The sequence below is a fragment of the Nocardia sp. NPDC049707 genome (assembly GCF_040674855.1).
In the GTDB taxonomy this organism is placed as follows: domain Bacteria; phylum Actinomycetota; class Actinomycetes; order Mycobacteriales; family Mycobacteriaceae; genus Nocardia.
Window position 1 is genome coordinate 61006 of the sequence record NZ_JBFANN010000012.1, and the last position, 23726, is coordinate 84731.

At 66.2% G+C, this 23726-nt stretch carries 22 protein-coding genes; 14 read left to right on the top strand and 8 right to left on the bottom strand.

The features are described 5' to 3' along the window. Positions 1–49 precede the first annotated feature (49 nt). The 5 genes from AB0J29_RS13940 to AB0J29_RS13960 all read left to right on the top strand — a co-directional run bounded on the left by AB0J29_RS13940 (position 50) and on the right by AB0J29_RS13960 (position 3859). A complete protein-coding gene (locus AB0J29_RS13940; RefSeq protein WP_364784790.1) occupies positions 50–682 on the top strand; it encodes a MazG family protein in 633 nt (210 codons plus the stop codon). Positions 683–842: 160 nt separating this feature from the next. Continuing rightward, positions 843–1961, top strand: coding sequence for a glycerol dehydrogenase (locus AB0J29_RS13945; protein WP_364784490.1), 1119 nt, complete (start codon positions 843–845; stop codon positions 1959–1961). 180 nt (positions 1962–2141) lie between these two features. Continuing rightward, on the top strand, positions 2142–2600 hold the full coding sequence (locus AB0J29_RS13950; protein WP_364784493.1) for a flavodoxin domain-containing protein: 459 nt from the start codon (positions 2142–2144) through the stop codon (positions 2598–2600). Between the two features lie 121 nt (positions 2601–2721). After that, a complete protein-coding gene (locus AB0J29_RS13955) occupies positions 2722–3207 on the top strand; it encodes a hypothetical protein (protein WP_364784496.1) in 486 nt (161 codons plus the stop codon). A gap of 76 nt (positions 3208–3283) precedes the next feature. Beyond that, positions 3284–3859, top strand: coding sequence for a TerD family protein (locus AB0J29_RS13960; protein WP_364784499.1), 576 nt, complete (start codon positions 3284–3286; stop codon positions 3857–3859). Here AB0J29_RS13960 and AB0J29_RS13965 read toward each other — a convergent pair. From AB0J29_RS13965 to AB0J29_RS13990, 6 genes are all read right to left on the bottom strand, one after another. Continuing rightward, the gene (locus AB0J29_RS13965; RefSeq protein ID WP_364784502.1) at positions 3841–4755 is read right to left on the bottom strand and encodes a putative PEP-binding protein; all 915 of its coding nucleotides are present in this window, start codon (positions 4753–4755) and stop codon (positions 3841–3843) included. The genes AB0J29_RS13960 and AB0J29_RS13965 overlap by 19 nt on opposite strands. A gap of 66 nt (positions 4756–4821) precedes the next feature. Further along, the gene (locus AB0J29_RS13970) at positions 4822–6228 is read right to left on the bottom strand and encodes an MATE family efflux transporter (protein WP_364784505.1); all 1407 of its coding nucleotides are present in this window, start codon (positions 6226–6228) and stop codon (positions 4822–4824) included. Positions 6229–6403: 175 nt separating this feature from the next. After that, a complete protein-coding gene (locus AB0J29_RS13975) occupies positions 6404–7435 on the bottom strand; it encodes a cysteine synthase family protein (RefSeq protein ID WP_364784508.1) in 1032 nt (343 codons plus the stop codon). Positions 7436–7488: 53 nt separating this feature from the next. Continuing rightward, positions 7489–9000, bottom strand: a complete 1512-nt coding sequence (locus AB0J29_RS13980; RefSeq protein ID WP_364784511.1) for a Y4yA family PLP-dependent enzyme — start codon at positions 8998–9000, stop codon at positions 7489–7491. Next, the gene (locus AB0J29_RS13985) at positions 8991–10001 is read right to left on the bottom strand and encodes an ornithine cyclodeaminase family protein (RefSeq protein WP_364784514.1); all 1011 of its coding nucleotides are present in this window, start codon (positions 9999–10001) and stop codon (positions 8991–8993) included. Before AB0J29_RS13985 ends, AB0J29_RS13980 begins: the two co-directional genes overlap by 10 nt. Then, positions 9973–11166: a TauD/TfdA family dioxygenase gene (locus tag AB0J29_RS13990; protein WP_364784517.1), complete on the bottom strand. Its 1194-nt coding sequence runs from the start codon at positions 11164–11166 to the stop codon at positions 9973–9975. The genes AB0J29_RS13985 and AB0J29_RS13990 overlap by 29 nt, the downstream gene beginning before the upstream one ends. 309 nt (positions 11167–11475) lie before the next feature. Between AB0J29_RS13990 and AB0J29_RS13995 the strand changes: the two genes are divergently transcribed. The 4 genes from AB0J29_RS13995 to AB0J29_RS14010 are packed head-to-tail and all read left to right on the top strand — an operon-like array spanning position 11476 to position 16557. Then, on the top strand, positions 11476–12993 hold the full coding sequence (locus tag AB0J29_RS13995; protein ID WP_364784520.1) for an ABC transporter substrate-binding protein: 1518 nt from the start codon (positions 11476–11478) through the stop codon (positions 12991–12993). Next, complete coding sequence (locus AB0J29_RS14000; RefSeq protein ID WP_364784793.1) at positions 12993–13916, top strand: ABC transporter permease; 924 nt, start codon at positions 12993–12995, stop codon at positions 13914–13916. The genes AB0J29_RS13995 and AB0J29_RS14000 overlap by 1 nt, the downstream gene beginning before the upstream one ends. Before the next feature lie 44 nt (positions 13917–13960). Then, positions 13961–14833, top strand: coding sequence for an ABC transporter permease subunit (locus AB0J29_RS14005; RefSeq protein WP_364784523.1), 873 nt, complete (start codon positions 13961–13963; stop codon positions 14831–14833). Next, the gene (locus AB0J29_RS14010) at positions 14830–16557 is read left to right on the top strand and encodes an ATP-binding cassette domain-containing protein (protein ID WP_364784526.1); all 1728 of its coding nucleotides are present in this window, start codon (positions 14830–14832) and stop codon (positions 16555–16557) included. The genes AB0J29_RS14005 and AB0J29_RS14010 overlap by 4 nt, the downstream gene beginning before the upstream one ends. 201 nt (positions 16558–16758) lie before the next feature. Here the strand turns inward: AB0J29_RS14010 and AB0J29_RS14015 are convergent, their stop codons facing one another. Next, positions 16759–18114 (bottom strand): 2OG-Fe(II) oxygenase, encoded by a 1356-nt coding sequence (locus AB0J29_RS14015; RefSeq protein ID WP_364784529.1) that lies wholly within the window; start codon positions 18112–18114, stop codon positions 16759–16761. A 132-nt stretch (positions 18115–18246) separates the two neighbouring features. Here AB0J29_RS14015 and AB0J29_RS14020 point away from each other — a divergent pair, with 132 nt between their 5' ends. From AB0J29_RS14020 to AB0J29_RS14040, 5 genes are all read left to right on the top strand, one after another. Then, the gene (locus AB0J29_RS14020) at positions 18247–18972 is read left to right on the top strand and encodes a lytic murein transglycosylase (protein WP_364784532.1); all 726 of its coding nucleotides are present in this window, start codon (positions 18247–18249) and stop codon (positions 18970–18972) included. Positions 18973–19128: 156 nt separating this feature from the next. Beyond that, the gene (gene eno / locus AB0J29_RS14025; protein ID WP_364784535.1) at positions 19129–20415 is read left to right on the top strand and encodes a phosphopyruvate hydratase; all 1287 of its coding nucleotides are present in this window, start codon (positions 19129–19131) and stop codon (positions 20413–20415) included. Between the two features lie 94 nt (positions 20416–20509). Next, positions 20510–21157 (top strand): septum formation initiator family protein, encoded by a 648-nt coding sequence (locus AB0J29_RS14030; protein WP_364784538.1) that lies wholly within the window; start codon positions 20510–20512, stop codon positions 21155–21157. Beyond that, positions 21154–21687, top strand: a complete 534-nt coding sequence (locus tag AB0J29_RS14035; RefSeq protein WP_364784541.1) for a DUF501 domain-containing protein — start codon at positions 21154–21156, stop codon at positions 21685–21687. Before AB0J29_RS14030 ends, AB0J29_RS14035 begins: the two co-directional genes overlap by 4 nt. Positions 21688–21689: 2 nt before the next feature. Beyond that, complete coding sequence (locus AB0J29_RS14040; protein ID WP_364784544.1) at positions 21690–22637, top strand: Ppx/GppA phosphatase family protein; 948 nt, start codon at positions 21690–21692, stop codon at positions 22635–22637. A 35-nt stretch (positions 22638–22672) separates the two neighbouring features. Here the strand turns inward: AB0J29_RS14040 and AB0J29_RS14045 are convergent, their stop codons facing one another. Then, positions 22673–23485, bottom strand: coding sequence for a neutral zinc metallopeptidase (locus AB0J29_RS14045; protein ID WP_364784547.1), 813 nt, complete (start codon positions 23483–23485; stop codon positions 22673–22675). Positions 23486–23726: the final 241 nt, after the last annotated feature.

Below are 23726 nucleotides of genomic sequence, written 5' to 3' on the forward strand. Positions count from 1 at the left end.
CACCGATACCGCTGTGGTGGCGGCCGGTTTGGCCGGAGCGGTCGAAGTGATGGATCGCCTCTGGAACTTCGGCGGCTGGGAAGTAACCCAAACCCACGATTCGCTGCGCCCCTACCTGCTCGAGGAAACCTACGAACTCCTCGACGCCATTCAGCACAACGATGCCGAAACCATCAAGGAGGAACTGGGCGACCTGCTGCTGCAGGTGCTGTTCCACTCCCGAATCGCCCAGGCCGCGGGCGAATTCACAGTCGACGATGTCGCCGCCGCCCTGGTCGCCAAACTCGTCAATCGCAGCCCCCACCTCGCCGACGCGCCCATCGACCCGTCGGCCACCGTCGCGGAAAAGATCGCCGCCCAGGAAAAAGCCTGGGAGGAGCGCAAATCCGCGGAAAAGTCCCGTCGCTCCTGCCTCGACGGCATAGCTATGGCCCAACCCGCCCTCGCCCTGGCCGAGAAAATCCGCTCCCACAGCCGCAAAGCGGGCCTGCCCGAAGACCTGATCCCCGACGCCCTGCGCACAGTCCACCTGGGCGGCGAAGACAGCGCGGAAGAACGCCTCCGCAAGGCCACCTTGTCCTTCGCGTCGAAAATCCGCGCCACCGAAGACGCCGCCGAAGCCACCCGCGGCGAACGCACCGCACTATTACAAGCCGATTGGCGCAAGTACTGGCCGCGGTAGCCGGGAGTCAGGCAAGCCCCCGGCATCGAGGGTGCCGATGCCATACGTCTGATGGCTCAGCCGGGGCCAGCGCAAGCGCGTAGCGTTTGCGATACGGAGTCGGCTGTCGGGTGCCGGTCGTGTGGGCGAATCGGCGGTGCCCGGGATCGGGAGGTGGCAGATGCTGAGTGTGTTTTCTTCGCCGGGGCATTACGTGCAAGGGCGGGATGCGACTGCGGCGCTCGGGGCGGAGATGACGCGGCTGGGGATCGGGGGGCCGGTGTTGATCGTGGCGGGGGCCAGTGCGTATCGGTTGTTGGCGCAGACGTGGCGGGAGTCGCTTACCGAGGCGAAGATCGAGTATTCGGTGCATCGGTCCGGGGGCGAGTGCAGTCGGGCCGAGATCGCGCGAGTGACGGCGGCTGTGCTGGAGAGCGAGAGCACGGTGGTGTTGGGGGCCGGTGGGGGCAAGGTGATCGATACGGCGCGTGCGGTGGCCGATGATCTGGAGCTGCCGATGATCAGCTGCCCGACGACCGCGTCCAGTGATGCGCCGTGCAGTGCGTTGTCGGTGATCTACACCGACGCCGGGGAATTCGAGTCCTATCAGCTGGTTCGGCGGAATCCGGCACTGGTGCTGGTCGATACCTCCGCTGTCGCGCAGGCTCCGGCGCGGCTGCTCACCGCTGGGATGGGTGACGCGCTCGCGACCTGGTTCGAGGCGCGGACCTGTAGTGCCGCGCGGGTCCGGAATATGCGCGGCGGCGCCTCCACGCGCAGCGCCACCGCATTGGCCGAACTCTGCTATCGCACCCTGCTCGCCGATGGAACCCACGCCCTCGCCGCGGTCCGCAACCACACCGTCACCCCGGCCCTCGAACGCATCGTCGAGGCGAACACTCTGCTCTCCGGCCTCGGCTTCGAATCCTCCGGCCTGGCCGCCGCGCACGCCATCCACAACGGCCTGACCGCTGCCCCGCAAACGCACCCGTACTTGCACGGCGAAAAGGTTGCCTTCGGTGTCCTCACCCAATTGGTACTGGAAGGCGCTCCCACCGAAGAGATTTCAACGGTCCTCGAGTTCTGCACGTCGGTCGGCTTGCCGACCACCTTCGCCGCACTCGGCCTGGCCGACGCTGACAATCGAACCCTGGCCGCCATCGCCGACCGCGCCACCGCCCCCGGCGAAACCATCCACAACGAACCCTTCACCGTCGACACCCGGATGGCCCTCGACGCCCTCTGTACCGCTGACGCCCTCGGCGCCGGCTGCGACAAAGCTGCCCCTGACCGAGCGTAATGACGCCGAACGCACCTGCCGGCAAGCATGTCGTCTTTGATGAGATGGCCGGGACGCCGGTGGTCTTTGTGCATGACCTTCGGGGCGTTGGTGCCGAAGACCTTCCCGAGACCGACCAATCGACTGCAAATTAAGGTAGCCTTACCTTGCTTGACCTTGTCGGGCGAGAGGAGTCAGGAAGTGCGGGTAGTCGTTCTGTTCGGTTCGGAGATGGGCACCGCCGAGGCGGCCGCGCAGTGCGTGGCCGATGAGCTGTCGGCCCATGACGTCTCGGTCTACGACATGACCGACTTCGATATCGACGATCTGGACACCGATGCCTTCCACATCATTGTCTGCTCGACCTATGGCGACGGTGAACTGCCGTCCGGCGCCGAACCCTTCTTCGACGCACTCGAGGCCGGTAAACCCGATCTGACCGGGCTGACCTTCGCGGTCTTCGGCCTCGGCGATTCGGTCTACGGCGATACCTTCAACCGTGGCGGGGAGATCGCCGCCGAATTGCTCATGGCCCGCGGCGCCACCCAGATCGGCGAGCACGGGCGCCATGACGCGTCTACCGGGATCCGCGTCAAGGATATGGCGCGCGACTGGGCCAGGGCTCTGCCCAGCACCAGCGACGCCGTATCGGTGTCCTGAGAGGTGCCTGTGAGCACTTCGGACAAAGGTCGCAGCGCCAGCGAACAAGCGCCACAGGACCTTAGACTTGCAGGCAACGTGGCACAGCCCGCCGCGTTGCAGCGATCAAGAGGTGACGAACATGGCAGCCGGAGCGAGCCCCGTGCAACGTCAAGACCACGCGACTTCCGATCATCCCGAACTGGACGTACTCCCGGAATGGCCGCAGGAAACGATCGCGGTGCTGGTCACCACCGATCCAGCGCCGCATGCGATTCCGGTGTCCTGGCCGGTGCGCGCCGGTGATCGGCGGATTCTGCTCAGCCTGAAATTCGATCGCGGTTCGCTGGCCCGCTTGCGGGAACGGCCCGATGTCGCACTGCTTATTCTCGGCGGTGGCAATGTCGCGCTGTGCGCGCGCGGGCAGGCACGAGTTGTCGCCGAGGAAATGCCCAGTGCGACAGACTATGTCGCGGTGCAGATCGATGTGCATGTCATCGACGACCACCGACAGTCGGCCTTCGCGGTAGCGCACGGAATCGAGCGCACCGTACTCGACGCGAGTGAATTGCATGCGCTCGAAGGGCGTGTGCAGACCTTGCGTGCCTGGGCCGATACCCAGAGCTGAACCGGCACAACCCTGTCCGGTACAGAGTAATCATCGTGATGAAAGACGGCGCGAAGGCGTCGGATGGAAGGGGATCATGAGCGTCACATTGGCCAAAGGCGGAAATGTCTCGCTGTCGAAGCAGACCGCAAATCTCACCAAGGTAGCGGTCGGGCTCGGTTGGGATGTGCGAACGACCACCGGGGCCGATTACGACCTCGATGCGAGTGCGCTCGCCACCGGGCCGAATCAGCGCGTGCTATCCGATCAGCACTTCGTGTTCTATAACAATCTGCGCTCGCCCGAGGGCACGATCGAACATACCGGTGACAATCTCACCGGTGAGGGCGAAGGCGATGACGAGGTGATCAATGTCGATCTGGCGGCGACGCCGCCGACGATCACCAATATCTTCTTCCCGGTCTCCATTCACGATGCCGATGCGCGCGGACAGTCGTTCGGCCAGATCCGCAATGCCTACATCCGCGTGGTCGACGCGACCACGGGCGCCGAGCTGGCCCGGTATGACCTCACCGAGGATGCGTCCACCGAGACCGCCATGGTGTTCGGGGAGTTGTACCGGCACAACAACGAGTGGAAGTTCCGCGCCATCGGTCAGGGCTATGCCTCCGGGCTCGCGGGCATCGCCCGCGATTACGGCGTCAACGTCTGATGGGCGTGCGGGTGGTCGGGATCGGAACTGGCCGCCCGCTCCGCCTCGTATACCGCGATCGCGGCGCGGGTCTTGCGCTTGATCGCTTGCAGCACATCGAGATCCGGCAGGTCCGCGAACTGCTCACCCAGTACTTCGGGCAGATCGGAGTAGTGCAGCACGCACTCGTCGACGCCGAGGTTCGCACAGGCCGCGAGCAGGTCCGGATGCAGATAGCCCGCGACGGCGGTCTGCACGCCGGCGGCGGCGGCCATCATGGTCACCCGTTCGATCGCGCGCAGCAGCGGCGGAACGGGGCGGACCGGCCGCAGGGTGGCGCGGGCTTGGCCGAGCAGCAGCGAGGACAGATCGTTGCAGCCGATCACCACCCGTGACACTCCGGTGGTGACGACACGGTCGACCTCGAGCAGCAGTGACGGGATCTCGATCATGGTGGCGACCGGGCAGTCGCCGATCACGGCCCGGGTTTGCTCGATGGCCCACTGCAATTCGTCGACATAGGTGACGAAGGGGAAAAGCACTCCGATATCCGCGCCCTCGTCGCGTACCTGCGCAATGCCCTCGAGTTCGGCGATGAACGCGTCGGGAAAGCGGCGCGCTCGGCGAATACCGCGCAGGCCGAGCAGTTTATGCGGCTCGTCGATGATCTCGTCGACGCCGTCGAGGGTATTGCATTCGGCGGTATCGGCTTCCATGGTGCGATACCAGATCGTTCCGCTCGCCCGCTTCGCAATATGGCGCAGATACGGCACGAGATAACCCGAAACCGATTCGGGCGTAGGATATTTCCCGGCCGCGCGGAACACGTACTCACCGCGCACCATGCCGACCCCATCGAAGTGGTCGAGCAGTTCAGCGGAGATCCGCTCACAACTCAATGCCAGGCTCTGCCGCATTCCCGGCACGCTATCAGGTTGCTGCACAACGCTTTCCGCCGCCCAGTCGGTCCGTATTCTACGAGGTCAGGAAGGGGTGGGTAGGGATTGTGGCGTCGCATGGGGGTGAGCGGAGGCCGCGGTATCCAGTAGCGCGAAGTAACGGCGCAGCATCAGCACAGCGGTACTGGCCAGACCCGCTGTGAGTCCCCACCAGACACCTGCGGCACCGAGGCCGAGCGGGAAGGCCAGCAGCAGGGCGGTGGGCAGGCCGACGAGCCAGTAGCCGACCAGGGACAGGCGAAAGCCCGCCTTGGTCTCCTTCAGCCCGCGCAGCAGGCCGGTGCCGATGTTCTGTGCGGCATCGAAGAATTGGAGCACGATGCCGATGAGCAGCAGTGAGCGGGCCAGTTCGATCGTCGCGGTGTCGCCCGGTTCGAGGAACGGGCTCAGCACGAGCTTCGGCGCGGCGATATAAGCCACGCCGGTGATCGCGGCGACGATGCCCGCGTGTTGCAGCGCCAGCCAGGCCAGCGTCCGAGCATGGCCGAATTCGTCCCGCGCGACGGTGTGGCTGACCAGGATGGACGCGCCGTGCGACAGGCCGATCGCGATCTGGAAGACGATATAGATGATCTGGTAGACCACATTGTGCGCGGCCAGCGCGGCCGGTCCGATACTGCCCATCACCAGGGCGAGTACGGAGAACATGCCCGCCTCCGAACCGTAGGTGAGTGCGATCGGCGCACCGAGTCCGATCTCGGCTCGAATGGTCGGTATATGCACCGGCCACGGACGCAGTGGCAGGGTGGCGCCGAGTTCGGCATCGGCGCGCACCATCGCGAAGAAGACGCCGAAGGTGATCAGGAAGACCAATGAGGTCGCGACGCCGATGCCGGTCAGTCCGAGTGCGGGCAGTCCGACCCAGCCGTGCATGAAGGTGAGGGCAAGCACCAGATTCAGCGCCACCGAGCCGAGGGTGACCAGCAGCAGCGCCTGCGGACGCCGCATACCGACCGTGTACTGCCGCAGCACTTGGAACCACAGGCAGGGCAGCAGTCCGGGCGCGAGTGCGAGCATCAGCGGTCGTGCGTCGGCGAGCACGCCGGCGTCCTGGCCGAGCCAGCGCAGCGCCCAGCCGAGTCCGATCAGCACCGCGCCGCCGATGATTCCGGCGAAGGTGGCGATCAGGAAACTGGACCGGACGATATCGCGGACCTCGCCATCGGCCGACTCACCACGGTTACCTGCCGCACTCACCGCGGACGCGATCTGATTTCCGGTCCCGGTGATCAGCCCGACGCACATCGTGCGAATCTGGTTGAACAGCACCATCGCCAGCCCGCCCGCGGCGACCTCGCGCACGCCGAGCGTGCCCATCAGCGCGATATTGGTCGTGGACACCGCGATCTGCGCGAGTTGGGTGAGCGCGATCGGTGCGGCCAGTGCGGTGAGTTGTCGCCCATCGGCACGGAGGGTGGCCAGTTTCACCATCGTGCCTCCACCGGTCGAATCCTGAAACCGATCGCCATGTGCCTCATCCCAACTCGTTGCTGAGTTTGTTCGTTTCGGTTAGGCAATCCTAATGAGGTGATTATTTCAGGCGCACGGGGTGTTGCGCGAGCGTCCCGCGCTGCATCGAAGGCTCCGATCCCGGTGCGCGGGTACCTCATAGCGCCTCCACGAGTTGGTCGCGTCGCGTGGGGGCGTAGCGGTCGAGCATGGCGTGCACGTCGCGTTCGGTCGCGGCATCGAGCAGATCGTGTTCGCTCATCCACTCGTCGTCGAAGACCGTGTCGAGGTATTTTTCGCCGCCGTCGCAGACGATGGTGACCACGGTCGAGCCGGGCGGGAACTCCGCGAGGCGGGTGAGCGCGGCGTGCACCGAGCCGCCCGCGGAGCCGCCGATCATCAGGCCGAGTTTGGCCGCGACCGCGCGGGCGGTGGCGAAGGCTGCGATATCGGAGACCTTGACGCCCTCATCGAGCAGCGAATAGTCCACGGCGGTGCCGATAGTGGCGCCGGGCGGGGTGCCGGTGCCGGACTGCCAGTACGGACCGCCCGGACCGCCGAAGGCGATCGAGCCGACGGGCTCCACGCCGATCACCCGTGGCGTGCAGCCGAGTTGGCGCAGTCGGGTCGCGGTGCCGAACAGCGAACCGCCGGTGCCCACCGCGGAGAGCAGGATATCGACGCGCTCCACGTCCTCCAGCAATTCTTCGGCCACGGCGTAGTACCCGACCGCGTTTGAGTCGTTGTTGTGCTGTTCGGTGAAGTACGCGTCCGACCGCCCGGCTGCCATGGCCTCGGCCAGGTCTTCCCGCGCCGAGGTGGCCAGGTTGTCATCGCCCTCATCGGCGACGAATACCAATTCCGCACCCATTGCTCGCATCGCGCGCAACTTGTCCTTACATGCGTGGTGATCGACCACGGCGGTGAAGCGATACCCACGTTCGGCCGCTACTACCGCGAGGCCGAGCCCGGTATTCCCAGATGTGGACTCGATAATATGCCCGCCATCGCTGAGCAAACTTCGACGCTCGGCGTCATCGATCATCGCGCGGGCCATCCTGATCTTGGCCGCACCCGTCGGATTGAACTGCTCGAGTTTGAGCAGCAGCCGGGTGCCGGTCGCGGTGGTCGCCAGTTCGAATAGTGGGGTGCGACCGATCAGATCCGTCACACGCGTGACGAGCGCCATGGAGGTCTCCTCGTTCGGGCCGTAAGGGTAATGGTCGAAAATGGGGTGCCGGATTATCCGGCGTCGAGCGTCCAGCGGAGTAGATCGCCGGTGTCGCGCAGCACGACCTTCGGCGGAATCGGCAGTTCGTGAAAGGCCGATTCATTCGAATCCATTTGGTAACCGGCGGTATTCGGATAGATCAGCAGATCTCCGACCTCGGCTCGGCGCGGTAATGGGATGCGCCGCCAGCTGAGCATGTCGGACTCCAGACAGCTGGCCGCGCCGACGCAGGTCGGGGTGAGCTCGCCGGGGCGCGGCGGCCACAGTATCGGATCGGGCAGGTATTCACTGTCGAACCATTGCTCGGACAGGCTCAGGCTGGTGCCGTCGACGGTGAGCAGTTGGTAGGGGTGACCGTCGGCGGTGCGGGTCTTGCTGCCCTGCACCCGGAAGACACTGGATCCGGCGCGGTCGAGCAATGCCCGGCCGGGTTCGATGGCGAGCCGGATATCGCTGTCGCGCAGTCGTTGCGCCAGTGCGTTGTGTTCGAGAATGGCGGTGAGCATGGCCGGACCCGGTGCCGGGAAGTGGTAGGGGTAGTACGAATCGAAGGATTTCCCCGCATGGAACCACTGGCCGTTCGCATGCTCGGTGAACTCCGACCAGGCGCTCGCGGACACATAGTCGACGCCGAATCCACCACCGATGGAGATGGTTGTGGCCGGATGGCCCAGTGTGCGCGCATCCAGGCACCGGGTGATCAATTCGTCGGCCTGTTCGGCGCGTGCTACGGCATCGTAGCCGGAGAGGTGGAAGCTGAAGCCCTGCAGGCGAATCGATTCGTGACCGACGGTGCCGATTACCGAAATCGCCCGATCCAATTCCGCGGCGGTCATGCCGAATCGGCTCGCGGAGCCGTTGGGCAGTATCCGAAGTAGCACCCGGGCCGTGGCGGCCGAGGTGGTGCAAGCGGCCAACCGGTGCAGTTCGTCGAGGCTGTCCACGGCGAGCAGTGCGCGATGCCGCACCGCCAGCCACAGCAGATCGTCGGATTTGGCGGGACCGGTGATCATCAGCTCGTCACCGCGAATACCCTGTGACAGTGCGGCATGCAGCTCGCCGACACTGGAAACATCAACGCCCGTACCATATTCTGCGCAGGCGCGAGCCACACAGGCGGCTTTATTCGCTTTCTTGCCGTAGTAGACAACTCCGTCCACATCGGCCTGTTCGAATGCCCGCTGGAACCCGTTGATATTCACCGCGATTCGCGGGGGATACATCACATGGAACGGCCCGCCGATCGCAAAGGCGATATCGCCGAGCAGATTCGGATCGGCGAGTAGCCTGCGCTCCCAGTCGTCGGTGTTTGCGGGCAGGGCAGGCGCGCAGATGTTCAGCAGCCCCTGCACTGCCGCCAGTACAGCGGGATCGGGGGCAGTCTCGGTACCCGAAGCAGGCTCGCCGAGTTTGACTTTGTCGCGGGTCGAGCCGTTGTCGAACAGCAGCGTGCCGTCGGGTTCGGCCGTGCCGAGGTTGTGCACCTCTTTGTCGAACTCGACGGCGCTGATGTCTAGTCCCACAGGGGCACCTCCGTGCCGCGGCCCTCGGCAATGGCGCGTTCGGCGAGTGCGTGCGCGACGGCGATATCGGTCAGCACCAATCCACTGTTGTAGACGAAGATCCGCTCGTCGTCGGAGCGGCGCGCGATCGCACGGCGACTCAGGATCTGCGGCAGTTCGGCGTCGACGGTGCGTAACCTGCCGTCGGGACCGGCCATATCGGTGCCGGTCAGCGCCATCTGCTCGGCGCTGGTCGCGATGACCCGATCGGCGTCGATCAGCGAGGACGGCGCCAATCCGTAGCCGACGAGCACCACGGTGGACCCCGGTGCGAGATCCTCGGATTCGATCGCGACCTCGGTACCCGGGCCCGCCGTCGCCAGCACCACATCGGCGATACCCGCGGCCGCACGCGGATCCTCGACGGTCTCGAGCACAGCGTGTGGGTTGTACGCGGCGAGGTAATCGCCTACCGCCGCCAGTCCCTCCGGATGGGTGCCGTAGAGCATCAGCTTGCGCAGCTGCGGATTGGCGGCGAGCAAGTGCGGCAGGGCATTTCGGCCCTGGGTGCCGGTGCCGATCAGCAGCACGCTTTCCGCGCCGCGGCGTACGGTCTCGCGCACCAGCAGCGCCGAAACCGCCGGGGTGCGCAGCGCGCCGACCCTGGCGCAGTCCATCATGGCGATCGGCGCGCCGGTGCTGTCGTCATAGAGCGTGATGGTCGTGTAGTAGCGCTTGGTGCTGCGGTCATGGCCGGGATCGAATTTATAGGAGGTCTTCATCGCGACCACCCGGCGCCGGCCGTCGCGCCCGAGCATGGCGTAGGCCACCGACCAGCCGTCCGGATTCGCGACGCTGAGTTTGCGCGGATTATCCGAATCTCTCTCGGCGAAGGCGAGATACGCATCCTCCACCGCGCGCACCACCTCGGCGGGCGTGATGGGCACGTCCGCGAGATCGCTGCGGCTCAGCACACGCAGTGGTGTGCTCCGGTCACGAGTGCTCAACGGTTCCTCGATCATGTTGTGTCGTATCCAGTCCTACTGCGGTCCGGGCGGTAGCCCGAGCCGGTACACCGTCGATCGCGAGCGGGTTGCTTGCCGCTCGGAACGGGGCGACGATCCGTTGCCCATAACCATTTTCGTCGGCCTCGGCGGCCCGCCGTCGTCGTTCGGTGAGGCGGATATTGACGCGCTTGAGCCAGCGGTCGGTGCCGTCGTAGCGCGCGGTGAACGGTACTCGACCGTGCACGGCTACGTCATTGTCCACCAGCAATAGTTCGCCGGGTGCGAGTGCGGCGGTGACGCAGACACGTTCGAGTTCCGCGGTGAGGTGCGCGTACGCGTTCCGGAATTCGGCATCGGCATCGTCGAGCGGGGTATATGCGGGATCGTAGCGAAGCGTCAAATCCGCTGTGTTGTCAGCGGATTCGGCGCTCCACAGCGTCGGCAACGGAGTCGCGGAATAGCGCTCGTGACCGGTGCCGTAGGAGACGTCGGGCAGGATCGGCAGGGTCGGTGTGCCGAGCAGTCGGCGTTCGTCATCGGACAGCTCGGTGCGGCGTACCGAGGAGATGGTAGTGCCGACACCGTCTGGATTGCGCAGGCAGAGCAGCATCAGCAGGTTGGCCCGGTCCGGGTGGAACGCGTCCTCGGTATGCGGGCTGAGCAGGGTTTTACTACTAGCACCGGATTGTTCGTGTTCGTGGCCGGGGGAGGGCACGATGTTGTTGACCAGCCGCCCGCCCTGCTGGCCCTGCCAGCCGAACGGTTCACCCGCGCTCCGGGCGAGCAGCAGCATCACGATATCGAGTTCGAATGAGCTTGCGCGGCGGTCGGATTCACCACTCCAGCGGGCCGCTTCGACCCAGCTCGGCGGGGTCGGGCCGAATTCGGCATCGGTCAGCGGCAGTGTGCCGACGATGGTGGCGCCGGCCGCGGTCGCGGGCGGTCGCATGGCGACGCGTACCGCGTCGGGTAACTCGCCGACGCGCGCATCGATGTGCTCGAGCAATGTCGGATCGGTCAGTGTGCGAGCGGTATCGGCCGGGCCATCGGGCCGGGAGTCGAGCGTTGCGCATATCTCACGGGCGAGCGCGCGCACCGCATGTCCGGCGGTGGTCGGCAGCTCGCGCCGTTCGATATCCAGTGGGTGAAGCGTCTTACGTTCGGAGAGAACGCCTTTCACCAGAGATCCCTTCTTCGCATCGGGTCGAAAAGCGGGGCTATGACGATTCGATCTGCGAAGCTAGCGGGTCCGGCCGAATTAAGCAAGGCTTACCTAAGTGGGTCGTGGACTCTGAGCGTGCACGGATGGGGCCGAGTCTGCCGCGGCTAGCTGTAGCAAATGTGCGGCATTGCCTTCGGGGTGGTGACTGATGGCTGTGGTTCGGCGAAACTCAACGACCGGAGCTCTATTAGGCTAGCCTGTCCTAGCTAGATTCGCTAGAGTTCGCCGTCGCGCGGGCAACTCGCAAGGTTCGAGGAAGGCAGCACCATGGAATGGAATCGACGACAACTCCTGCGATCGGGAATCGGCGTCGGCGCGCTGCTGTTGGTCGCCGCCTGCTCGAACGGTGGCAATTCGGACGGCCCCGCGCGCCGCGGTGGCACCCTGCGAGTCGGTGCGCTCGGCAGCGCGGCGCGGATCGAACGCGATCCGCATGCGAATCTCAGCAATGACAGCGACTTTCTCATCACCTCGCTGGTGTACGACGCGCTCACGGTACCGGGCGCGAACCCGAATGTTGCTGCGCGCCTTTCGAATCGGTGGGAAGCCGATGCGCAGCGCCGCCGCTGGAGCTTCACCATTGCCGACGGCGCGACCTTCCACGACGGAAACCCGGTCACCTCCGATGACGTGGTGTGGTCGCTGCGTCGGCTGCGGACCGTCGGCGGTGCGTCGAAAATGCCCGCCGCCGTCGAGGACATCACCGCGGACGGGCCGAACCGGGTGGTGATCGCGCTGCCCGAACCGAATTCCCAACTGCCGCTTCTGGTTCGGTTGATGACCTTTACCGTGCCGAAGGACACCACCGATTTCACCAAGGCCATCGGCACCGGGCCGTTCCGGTTGGAGTCCTATCAGGGCGGCAATGCCCGGCTGGTGCGCAACGATCGGTGGTACGGTCCGGCGCCGCTACTGGACGCCATCGAGGTCACCATGTTCGACAGCGTGACGGCATTGGGTAATGCGGTACTCGGCGGGCAGATCGATCTGGCCTCGAATGTCGGTGCGATCGCGGGACGCACCGCCGAGGGGCGCGGTGATCTGCGGGTGGTGCGACGGTCGAACGACACCATGGTCGGGGTGGCGATGCGGACCTCCGACGGGCCGTTCGCCGATGCGCGGGTGCGCGAAGCGATTCGGCTGGGCGTCGATCGCAAGGCCCTGGTCGATCAGGTGCACTCGGGGTACGGCACGGTCGCAAACGATATCCTCGGCACCGGCGATCCGTTGTACGGCAACACCATTGCGCAGCGGACCCGCGATGTGGACCGGGCGAAGGCGCTGCTGCGCGATGCCGGATTCGATACCGGGCGCGGTTATCAGTTCCGCACCAAGGCCGAGGCGCCGGGCGAGGTCGAATCGGCGAAGGTGATCGCCACCCAGCTGGCCGATATCGGGTTGCGCCTCGATGTCGTGACACAGGAGTCGAATACCTTCTACGACCAGACCTGGATGAAGGCGCCGCTGTACACGGTCTCCTGGGGCACCAATGATTCCACGCTGTTCTTCGCGACCAAGCTGATGTCCTCGACATCCAATCGCAACGAAACCGCCTTCGCAGATCCCGAATTCGATGCATCGACCGCGAAAGCGCTTGCCGCTGCGGATGACTCGGAATACATGGCCGCCTGCCGTGATGTGCAGCGGATTCAATACGCCCGCGGCGGCTATCTGGTGTGGGGCATGGCCGATGGTATCGATATCGCGGCGTCCCGGGTGCGCGATGTGCCGACCCTCGGCGGCTTCGCCAGGGTGCAGTTGGAACGAGCCTGGCTCGCGCAGTGATGTTCATCGCCCGACTCCTCATCCGGCGCATCGTCCTGCTGGTCGCGCTGTTGGCCACGGTATTCGCGGCCATCGACCTGCTGCCGGGCAACGCCGCCCGCGCGGTGCTCGGCCGCGATGCGACCGCGGCGCAGCTAACGGCCAAGGAACACGAACTGGGCCTCGACCGTCCGCTGCCGGTGCGGTTCCTCGAGTGGATATCTGGTGTGGCGACCGGCGATTTCGGTCGCACGGCGCGCGGGCGATCGATCGATGAGCTATTGGCCGACAAGTTTCCGCCGACGTTGCTGCTCGGCGGGCTCGCCTTCCTGGTGACGGTGGTCGCTTCGCTACTACTCGGCGGCTGGTGGGCGGCGCGGCGCAGCATCGCTACCCGGTTCCTGCAGCCGACCACCACCGCGGCGGCGGCGATTCCGGAGTTCGTCATCGCGACCCTGTTGATCCTGGTGTTCGCCTTGGGGCTGGGTTGGTTGCCCGCCGTCACCATTACCGGGCGTTCCGGATTTCCGGCCGGTCCCGACATGCTGGTGCTGCCGGTGCTCGCACTGGCGATACCGCAGATCGGCTGGAATACCCGGGTGGTGCGGGCCGCCCTGCTGGCTTCGGCGCGCTCGCCACATGTGGAAAGTGCGGTGCTGGACGGACTTTCGGCCACATCGGTGTTGACCCGGCATGTGCTGCCGTTCGCGCTGCCGACGATTGTGGCGAGTTTCGCGACCACTGTCGGCATGCTGCTCGGTGGTGCGCTGGTGGTGGAGACCATCTTCAACTATCCGGGACTGGGTGCGGTGCTCGCGGGTTCGGTGGCCGATCGGGACACCTCTCTGATCGCCGCGGTACTCGCGCTGACCGGGGTGGTCATCATGGCGATGCTGGCGCTGGCGGACGGGATTCGGGCCTGGGCATCGCGGGGGCGGATATGACCGGCGCGCCGCGGATTCCGATGGCTCGGACCGGGAGGTCGCAGGTGCGGAGATTCCTCACGGTATTGCCCGCGCTGGTGGTGATTGTCGCTGCCGCGCTCGGGCCGACTCTGGCGACTCGCCCCGCGGAGGAGGCGATCGGGATACCGTTCGCGCGGCCGGGTGCGGACAGCCCGCTGGGCACGGACCGGCTCGGCCGGGATGTGCTGGCCCAATTGCTCTATGGCGGTTGGGGTCTGCTGTTGCTTGCGGGTGTGATCGCGGTCGCGGTGACTGTGCTGTCGTGCGTGCTCGGCGCGATCGCGGCGCTGCGTCCTCGGGTCGGTGCGTTGATCGAGGGCATCGCCGATTTCGCGATCCTGATTCCGGCGGTACTCGGGATCCTGTTGGTGTTGACGGCATGGCCGGATGCGGGCGGCTACGGGCTTGTCGTGGTGGCTCTGCTCTTCGGAACTCCCTACTGCGCACGAGTTTTCGCGGCGGCCGCCGCCGTTGTCGCGGCGAGCGGCTATGTCGAAGCCGCCCAGGCCAGCGGTGAAACTCTGCCGCACTTGGTGTTCGGTGAGGTGATCCCGAATCTGCGCGAGGTCTTCACCGCCCAGCTCGGGCTTCGCTTCGTCGAGGGCGTGTATGTGGTCAGCACCGCATCGTTCCTGCAACTGCCGACCACGCTCGGCGCCAGCAACTGGGCGGTCATGGTGCGCGAGAACTCCTCCGGCATGCTCCTCAACCCCTGGTCCGTGCTGGCGCCGAGCCTGGCGATCGGGGTGGTCGCGGTCAGCGTGAATCTTGCGGTGACCTCGTTCGATCAGCATCGTTCGCGACGATGGGCAAGGGCGCGCGATTCCGCGTCGCTGGTTCGGTCACCTGTGGACGGGCCGGAATTGCCGGGCAATGCGTTGGAGGAGCAGGGATGAAGGCATCCGTTGTTGTCGATGCGCTGACCGTATGCGGATCGAATGGTCAGAAGTTGTTCGAGCCGACCAGTTTCAGCGTCGCGGCGGGTAAGGTCACCGCCCTGACCGGTCCGTCGGGATCGGGCAAGACCACGTTGATGCGGGCACTGCTCGGGCATTTGCCGGCGGGAGCGCGGCGATCCGCGGGTTCGGTGAAGGTCGCCGGGCAGGACGTATTCGCGTTGAATCACATTGAGCTGCAACGATTTCGGCGTGACAACATCGCCTACGTCGGACAGGATCCTGGTTCGGCTCTGCATCCGTTGATGCGGGTGCGTGCCCTGCTGAACGAGGTTCGTCACCCTGCTGCCGACGTGGCCGAAACTCTGGGACTGGTCGGCCTATCCGACGAACACCTACGCCGCCGCCCCGGCGAACTCTCCGGCGGACAGCAGCGTCGCGTTGCTCTCGCCCGTGCGCTGGTCCGCCACACCGGGATCCTCATTCTCGATGAACCCTTGGCCGGTCTGCACGGTGCCCTCCGTACCGACATCGCCCGTCTGCTCGCCGATATCGCCGCTCAGCGCGCTACCGCGATCTTGCTGTCCGGTCATGACACCGCGACTATCCATGCCATCGCCGATGACGTGGTCGAATTGGCTGCGGTGCACGGTGCATCGAATTCAGCGCGACCGAACGGAGCCATCGCATCGATCGTGGTGACCGCTCCGGGACCGCCATTCGGCCGAGAGCTCGACACCGGCGGCTCGGCTTCGGAGCCGAGCGAAGGACACGGGGCGGTAGCGGTGCGCTCCAGGACGGTCGAGTCGGCTGCGGAACCCGTACTGCGGGCGCGGAATATTGGTGCCTCGATCGATGGGCACCAGGTATCGGCGGATATCGACGCGACGGCTCCGGAGCTGCAGTTCGACGCCGGAGGCCCGGCTGCGCGGCCGAGTGAAGGGCACGGGGCCGTAGCGGTACGTTCCAGGACGGTCGAGTCGGCTACGCGACCCGTACTGCGGGCGCGGAATATCGGTGCTTCGATCGACGGGCACGAGGTATTGGCGGATATCGATTTCGTGCTGCCGGGCGGCGCGGCACTGGCGATCGCCGGGGCTTCCGGAGCCGGGAAGACCACGCTCGCGCGGGTGATCGCCGGGCTGCACCGGGAAGCGACAGGATCGCTGGAACTGCACGGGGCGTCGATTCCGGTCGGATCCGGTGGGCGAGCTCGCAACGGCCGCAATGGGATTCAGCTGGTCACACAGAACCCACGGTCCGCGCTCAACCCCCGCCGCACCGTCGCCCAAACCCTCGGCCGTCCGCTGCGCCGAATCGGTAAAGTATCGAAACGGCAACTGACGCAGTGCATTACCGATCTACTCGACTCGGTTGAACTCGCATCGGATCTCGCCACCCGCTACCCGCACGAACTCTCCGGCGGCCAACGCCAGCGGGTGGCCCTGGCCCGAGCGCTCGCGGCCGAGCCCGCCGTCCTGGTCTGCGACGAAATCACCTCGGCCCTGGACCACAGCACCGCCGTCTCGATCATGACCCTGCTCGACCGCATCCGCGCCGAACACGACACCGGCCTCCTCGTGATAACCCACGATATGCCCCTGGTCACCGATCACTGCGCCCACCTCGTCGTCCTCGACCACGGCCGCATTGTCGAATCCGGCTCGGCGACAGCGATCCTCACCGGCCCAAGCCATATCGCGACCCGCGAACTCCTCGGCTAGTGGTTTCGCTGTCCGCATTGGCAAGGCCGCGTCGAAACTCGGCTTTCGCGGCGAACTGGTCCCACAAGGGGGCGATGAGCCATGATGGCCCGACTCGCCCCGATCGAACAGCGGCAGAGGCAACCCGCCGACTTGTCAGCCCGTGGCTGACAAGTCGTCCGGCGTCGAAGGTTGACGTGGGGGATTGCTTGCCGGGCAGTTCTACTGACGGGGCCGGATGATGATCGCCGCGCGCCTGTACCAGAAATTGGCGGTGTTTCCTTCATTGCCCATGTAACCCTCGATTTCCGACGCGAACGGCTCCAGCGTCGACTTCGATGCACCCGTACACAACTCCCCATCCCGGACCTGCCGAACAGCGGGCTCACCGGCCGCCCCCGACCGGTCGATCAGCCACGTCAATGTGACGGTCGACCAGCGCGGCTCGCCGAGATCTTCCGATCCCGGGGTCAAAGGAAGGCTGGAACGCACCGGAAGGCTCGCGGGGTCATCGGGCTCAGCCTCCACCATTTCCCCGTTTTCATCGAAGTCCATGTCAGCGCTTTCGACGCACTTCCACCCGTCCTCGACGCGCTCCCAACGCTGACGATAGATCGCCATCTCAGTGGCGTAGTCCTCATCGTAGGTGTCCTCGACCTCCGCGAGCGCCAGCGACGTGTCGTATCCCGCGATGTCGGCCGCCGCGAGCATCACCCCAGCACGGGCAGCATCGGCGCCCTTGAGCTGATCCCACCCGAATCCGTGCTGGGAATACTGATGATCCAGCAGGTAGACGAGTTGATGAGGCGGGCGTTTCTCCAGCTGGCCGTCGGCAGACAACGTCGACAATTCCTTTGGTGTGGTGAAATGCGCGCGTAACTGCTCGGCCAGTAACGCGACCGACGGATGCGTGGCGAGCGCGGCGGCGTCCGGGCCGGTACGCCCCTTCGCCACCAGGTTGTAGGTCAGCGTGATCCGGAAACCGTCGGTGACCGGCAGCACCTCATGCTCGCAGTCGCCGTAGAACGCGACGAAGGAAAGCTCCTCCGGCGAACCCTGGTCGGTGACTTTCGTCCCCTGCTGCTCGATCACCAGCTCCCCGCCGGCGAACGCCGAAGGCAGAGTCACCACCAACGTGCCGATCATGCCATCGGCCTTCTCCGAATCCTGATGGCGCGCAAAGAATTGTCCCGGCTCATACACCAGCATCGAATGCAGCTCCGCCGACAACTCGCAGTCCGGCGCCAGACCCAGCTCGGCCCGCAGCATGTCCAGCGTGGGCAGCAACGTCTCGTGCCACTGCCGCTCGTCGACCGTTACCCGGTCCCGCGGAACCTCCCATGTGTCGCGCACATTCGCGTCCAATAGGGTCTGCTCGCGCAGACCATACCGCGCCGGCTGCGCGACCTCGCACAGCCGCCGCGCCTGAGCCGGCGTCACCGGCAACCGGATCGGCCCCACCCCATCTACCTCGATCACCAGGTTCTCCGCCGAGCCCGCCCGACGCGCAGCAAATGAACCCGTCGGCGGCACCGAACACATGAGCTTGCCGATCACCCGTAAAGTCTTGTCCGTCATGCACTTCTCCCGCGTTCGACAACGTTCGCGGGCATCCTCGCAGAGCCCACCGACGATGAGGGGCTCATGGTGTTCAGCGGGCCGCGATGTGTGTTGCGCGAAGGTGGCCGTTCGGATCTGGATGATGGAGGAATGCTTGCGAAGCTGACCGGCGTCTTGGCCGCCGCACTGGTGACCCTCGTGCTCGCTGGTTGCGGCGGCGAACCCAATCTGCCGCCCATTCCCGAAGGAATTCCGCCCGGTCCCGGCACACCGCTGCCGCTGATCGACCTGGATGCGCCCGGCCGCACCGCCGTGCAGTTGCGCGAGTGGGCCGACGAGCAATCCGGCCAACTCGGCATTCCGACTGTCGCGCTGGAGGCGTACGGCTATGCCGCGGCGATCATGGGCCGGTCCCGGCCCGACTGTGGGATCGCCTGGACCACTATCGCGGGGATCGCCAGCGTGGAGAGCAAGCACGGCGCCCATGGCGGCTCTAAGGTCGGCGCGGACGGCACGGTGCGCCCGCCGATCATCGGCATCCCACTGAACGGTGCGCCGGGTGTGGCGCTGGTCAAAGACACCGACGGCGGCACACTCGACGGCGACCCGGAGTTCGATCGGGCGCTGGGCCCACTGCAATTCATTCCGGAGACCTGGAAGCGCTGGGGTGTCGACGCCAACGGCGACGGCGTCGCCGATGCGCAGAATATCGATGACGCCGCCCTCACCGCGGCCCGCTATCTGTGCGCGAGCGGTGGTGATCTGACCTCCGAGCGCGGCTGGCAGCAGGCCCTGTTGACCTACAACCAGTCGAATGCCTACCTACTGACCGTCCGCGATCGCGCCGCCGCCTACAGCGTCGGACGCCGGGCATGAGCACCTATTGGACAAAACAACGGATGCGCATCGCGACAGTGCGCGGCGATTCGTCGGAGTGCCGGTTACTGCGAAATCCGCAAGGACGCTAGGCTCGAGGCGCACGGCCCTTCCCGTCAGACCTACCGTGCCAACAGCCGAAGGAGTGTCGTTTTCGTGGCCATCATCGAACAGGTCGGAGCTCGCGAGATCCTCGATTCTCGCGGAAACCCCACTGTCGAGGTCGAGATCGCCCTCGACGACGGCACCTTGACCCGGGCTGCCGTGCCCTCCGGTGCCTCCACCGGTGAACATGAGGCCGTCGAGCTGCGCGACGGCGGCGAGCGCTACGGCGGCAAGGGTGTACAGAAGGCCGTCGAGGGGGTGCTCGACGAGATCGCGCCCGCCGTCATCGGCCTGGACGCAGTCGAGCAGCGCACCGTCGACCAGGTCCTGCTGGATCTGGACGGTACCCCGGACAAGTCCCGCCTCGGCGCGAACGCCCTGCTCGGCGTCTCGCTCGCGGTGGCACGCGCCGCCGCCGAATCCTCGGGTCTGGAGCTGTTCCGCTACCTGGGCGGCCCGAACGCGCATGTGCTCCCGGTGCCGATGATGAACATCCTCAACGGTGGCGCGCACGCCGACAGCGGCGTCGACGTCCAGGAGTTCATGGTCGCCCCGATCGGCGCGACGACCTTCAAGGAGTCGCTGCGCTGGGGTGCCGAGGTGTATCACGCGCTCAAGTCGGTGCTGAAGTCCAAGGGCCTGTCCACCGGTCTCGGTGACGAGGGCGGTTTCGCGCCGTCCGTCGCGGGCACCAAGGAAGCGCTCGACCTGATCGGTGTCGCCGTCGCGAAGACCGGCCTGAAGCTGGGCACCGATGTCGCGCTCGCGCTCGATGTCGCCGCCACCGAGTTCTATACCACGGGCAGCGGTTACAAATTCGAGGGCAGCGTCCGTTCGGCCGCCGACATGGCGCAGTTCTACGCCGAACTGCTCACCGCCTACCCGCTGGTCTCCATCGAGGACCCGCTCTCGGAAGACGACTGGGACGGCTGGATCGCGCTGACCGATCAGATCGGCGACAAGGTACAGCTGGTCGGCGACGACCTGTTCGTCACCAACCCGGAGCGCCTGGAGGAGGGCATCACCAAGGGAGCCGCCAATGCGCTGCTGGTGAAGGTCAACCAGATCGGCACGCTCACCGAGACTTTGGATGCCGTCGAGCTCGCGCACCGCAACGGCTATAAGACGATGATGAGCCACCGGTCCGGTGAGACCGAGGACACCACCATCGCCGACCTGGCCGTCGCGGTCGGCAGCGGTCAGATCAAGACCGGTGCCCCGGCGCGCAGCGAGCGCGTCGCCAAGTACAACCAGCTGCTGCGCATCGAGGATGCGCTCGGTGATTCCGCACGGTACGCCGGTGACGTCGCGTTCCCACGGTTCGCGTTCGAAGGCTAGTCACCGCGCGGTGCGAGCGATGGGCCCGGAGGCGGTAGCCAGCGCAACCACGAAGGGCCCCGGGAGCACCGCACATTAGATGCAGGGAAGCGGTATGACAGAGCGACGTGCGCGTGGATCCAGTCCGGCCGGACGCGGGAACCGCCGCACGTCGCGTTCTGCCAGATCGCGCCCGGCCGCCGAATCGCGGGCGGCCGCACCGAAGCGGACGACCCGCAGGCGGTCCGAATCCGGCGAGAAGGCCAAGCCACAGAAGGTAGGGCTGCGCACCGGCGGGCATGAGGACCGGCACGATCGCACCATCCTCGGCCTGCCCACCGGTAAGGCGGTCATCCTGGCCATCGTCGTCGGCGCACTCGCGCTGACGCTGGCCGTGCCGCTGCGCACCTATTTCACCCAACGCGCCGAGGCCGCGCACCTGGCGCAGGAGCGCATCGAACTCGAGGCCGATCTCGCCAAGTTGCGGGATCGCCGCGCGCAGCAACAGGACCCGGCCTACGTGCGCTCCGAGGCCAGGGACCGGTTGCGGCTGGTCATGCCGGGTGAGACGCCCTATATCGTCCAGGTGCCCGGTATCGAGGCGCCCGCACCGCCCGCCGCACCGACCCAGTCGAAGGCGCCGGAGCCCTGGTACACCGAACTGTGGCGCAGTATTTCGCAACCGCAACAGGCCCAGGCGCCCGCCGCCGCATCGGCCGGGCCGCCCGCCCCGCAGCAGCCAGCACCGGAAGGACCCAGGTGACCGCACCGAACGAACGCGATCTCGAGATCATCGCCAAGCAGCTGGGACGCGAACCGCGCGGCGTACTCGCCATCGCCTACCGCACCCCGGATGGGCTGCCCGCGGTGGTCAAGACCGCGCCGCGGCTGCCCGACGGCACCCCCTTCCCGACCCTGTACTACCTGACCGATCCGCGCCTCACCGCCGAGGCGAGCAGGCAGGAATCCGCGGGAGTCATGCGGGAAATGACCGAACGCCTCGCCACCGACCCGGAATTGGCCGCCGCCTACCGCGCCGCCCATGAGAGTTATCTGGCCGAGCGCGATGAAATCGAATCGCTCGGTACCGATTTCACCGGCGGCGGCATGCCCGAGCGAGTGAAATGCCTGCACGTCCTGATCGCGCACGCCCTCGCCAAAGGCCCGGGCGTCAACCCCTTCGGCGACGAATCGGTAGCCATGGCCGCCGACACCGGCCTCCGCGGCACCGCAATCCCCGCCGACTGGCCCGAATACAACCCGCCCCACACACCCGGATATGAGCGGAGCTGAGCATGAGTGATCGGGTAGCGGCAGTTGATTGCGGGACGAATTCGATCCGACTATTGATCGCCGAGGTGCTCGGTGATGGCCGTTTGGCGGATGTGCATCGGGAGATGCGCATTGTGCGGCTCGGTCAGGGGGTGGATGCGACGGGGGCACTGGCGCCGGAGGCGATCGAGCGCACCAGGGTTGCGCTCGCCGATTATGTCGAGCTGATGCGGGAGGCGGGGGTCGCGCGGGTGCGGATGGTCGCGACCTCCGCCATGCGCGATGCCACGAACCGCGAGGACTTCTTCGCCATGGCCCGTGTCGAACTCGGCAAGGTGGTCGTGGGGGCCGAGGCCGAGGTGATCACCGGTGACGAGGAGGCGCGGCTGTCCTTCACCGGTGCGGTCGGCGAATTGGCCAGCGAGGCAGGGCCTTTCGTTGTCGTCGATCTGGGCGGCGGTTCCACCGAACTCGTTGTCGGCGACAGCGGTGGCGTCCGGGCCGCCTTCTCTGCCGATATCGGCTGCGTCCGCATTACCGAGCGATGCTTGCCCGGCAACCCGCCGACCGCCGAACAGGTCGCCGCCGCACGGGAATTCGCTACCGAACGACTGGGTGAGGCCTTCGCCGAGGTGCCCGTCGAGGGCGTACACACCTGGGTCGGCGTCGCTGGAACCATGACCACGATCGCGGCCGTCGCCCTCGATCTGCCCGAATATGATTCGGAGCGTGTCCATCTCACCAGCCTCACCCTGGACCAGGTGCGCGAGGTCTGCGACCGCCTGATCGGCATGAACCACGACGAGCGCGCCGCCCTGGGCCCCATGCATCCCGGCCGCGTCGACGTAATCGGCGGCGGCGCCGTCATCACCGAGGTGCTCGCCTACGAGCTGTCCCGCCGCACCGATATTTCCGCCCTCATCGTCAGTGAACACGACATCCTCGACGGCATAGCCCTGTCCATCGCCTGACGCGCTATCGCGGCCGCCGCCCACCCGGGTCGTTGTCACTCCACCTCGTCGGGCGCGGCCGCCCAGGTATTGCACGATGACGTGGCGCCACTGCGGAAGCCGGATTCGACCCAGCGGCGACTGTTCACGCCGGTGCCGTGGGTCGGATCCTCCTCGGTATCGGATTGGATATCGATCAAATCCACGGCCGCGGCCGAGGTGAGCATGCCACCGGCTTGCGCGGCGGCTAGCATCACCCCGGCCAGGCACTGGGCCTGGAGTTCGATGCGTCGGCTGAGTTCCAATCCGAGCGGCGACTTCTCGCCCGCGGAACCGATATCTCTATCGGCGGTGCGCAGGATTCCGGTGGAGGACTGCAGGTGGTGGCCGTATTCGTGCATGACGACGAACATCAGGTACTGCGCGAGTTGTGAACCCCAACCCCGATGGATCGGGTCGTCGGTCGGCCAGTACACACTGCCGCCGCAATAGAAGGCGGGATCGGTGGACTGGACCTGTCTCGAGCAGCCGGTCGTCACGGTGTCGACCACCACGAGTTGCAGCGGCGCGAGGCTCATACCCGCGGCGCGCAGGGCCGGGTCCCAGGCCTTCGTCAAGCAGTCCAACTCGGTCTGCACGAATTGCCGCTGTCCCCCCGCGCTCATCTGGAGCGTCGGCAGCTGACACCGCAGCGGGGACAATCGGAGCTCGGCGTGCAGCGTATTCGCTGTCAGGGGCGGTTCCGCCATCGCACCGACGACTGGCTCGGCGTCCAACGCGGATACCGACGCGCATCCGGTGCTCAGCAGCGAAACCAGCGCGCCGATCACGGCGAGGAGCAGCGCCGCATGCGCGCTCGAGCGCTTCATCAGGTACCCCCGTCCAGCCAACAAACGAGGGTTCCCCGTCTAGCGAGGCGAACTTTACCGGGAAATTCTCCGGTTTTCTCGTCGAGTGCTGTGGGTCACCGATCGCGATCGACGAATATTCGACGTTGCCCCGAATTCGCTGTGAAAGAGCGGTGGATGGATACTTGCAAGATGGACGTACTGGTTGACGGATTGCTCGAACGGCGGCTCCGGCCTGTCTGGTCGTATCGGCCGTGAGCAG

Coding starts and splice junctions, on each gene's coding strand:
- AB0J29_RS13940 (WP_364784790.1), top strand. CDS start 50: ATGGATCGCCTCTGGAACTTCGGCGGCTGGGAAGTAACCCAAACCCAC.
- AB0J29_RS13945 (WP_364784490.1), top strand. CDS start 843: ATGCTGAGTGTGTTTTCTTCGCCGGGGCATTACGTGCAAGGGCGGGAT.
- AB0J29_RS13955 (WP_364784496.1), top strand. CDS start 2,722: ATGGCAGCCGGAGCGAGCCCCGTGCAACGTCAAGACCACGCGACTTCC.
- AB0J29_RS13960 (WP_364784499.1), top strand. CDS start 3,284: ATGAGCGTCACATTGGCCAAAGGCGGAAATGTCTCGCTGTCGAAGCAG.
- AB0J29_RS13965 (WP_364784502.1), bottom strand. CDS start 4,755: ATGCGGCAGAGCCTGGCATTGAGTTGTGAGCGGATCTCCGCTGAACTG.
- AB0J29_RS13970 (WP_364784505.1), bottom strand. CDS start 6,228: ATGGTGAAACTGGCCACCCTCCGTGCCGATGGGCGACAACTCACCGCA.
- AB0J29_RS13975 (WP_364784508.1), bottom strand. CDS start 7,435: ATGGCGCTCGTCACGCGTGTGACGGATCTGATCGGTCGCACCCCACTA.
- AB0J29_RS13985 (WP_364784514.1), bottom strand. CDS start 10,001: ATGATCGAGGAACCGTTGAGCACTCGTGACCGGAGCACACCACTGCGT.
- AB0J29_RS13995 (WP_364784520.1), top strand. CDS start 11,476: ATGGAATGGAATCGACGACAACTCCTGCGATCGGGAATCGGCGTCGGC.
- AB0J29_RS14000 (WP_364784793.1), top strand. CDS start 12,993: ATGTTCATCGCCCGACTCCTCATCCGGCGCATCGTCCTGCTGGTCGCG.
- AB0J29_RS14010 (WP_364784526.1), top strand. CDS start 14,830: ATGAAGGCATCCGTTGTTGTCGATGCGCTGACCGTATGCGGATCGAAT.
- AB0J29_RS14015 (WP_364784529.1), bottom strand. CDS start 18,114: ATGACGGACAAGACTTTACGGGTGATCGGCAAGCTCATGTGTTCGGTG.
- AB0J29_RS14020 (WP_364784532.1), top strand. CDS start 18,247: ATGCTTGCGAAGCTGACCGGCGTCTTGGCCGCCGCACTGGTGACCCTC.
- AB0J29_RS14030 (WP_364784538.1), top strand. CDS start 20,510: ATGACAGAGCGACGTGCGCGTGGATCCAGTCCGGCCGGACGCGGGAAC.
- AB0J29_RS14040 (WP_364784544.1), top strand. CDS start 21,690: ATGAGTGATCGGGTAGCGGCAGTTGATTGCGGGACGAATTCGATCCGA.
- AB0J29_RS14045 (WP_364784547.1), bottom strand. CDS start 23,485: ATGAAGCGCTCGAGCGCGCATGCGGCGCTGCTCCTCGCCGTGATCGGC.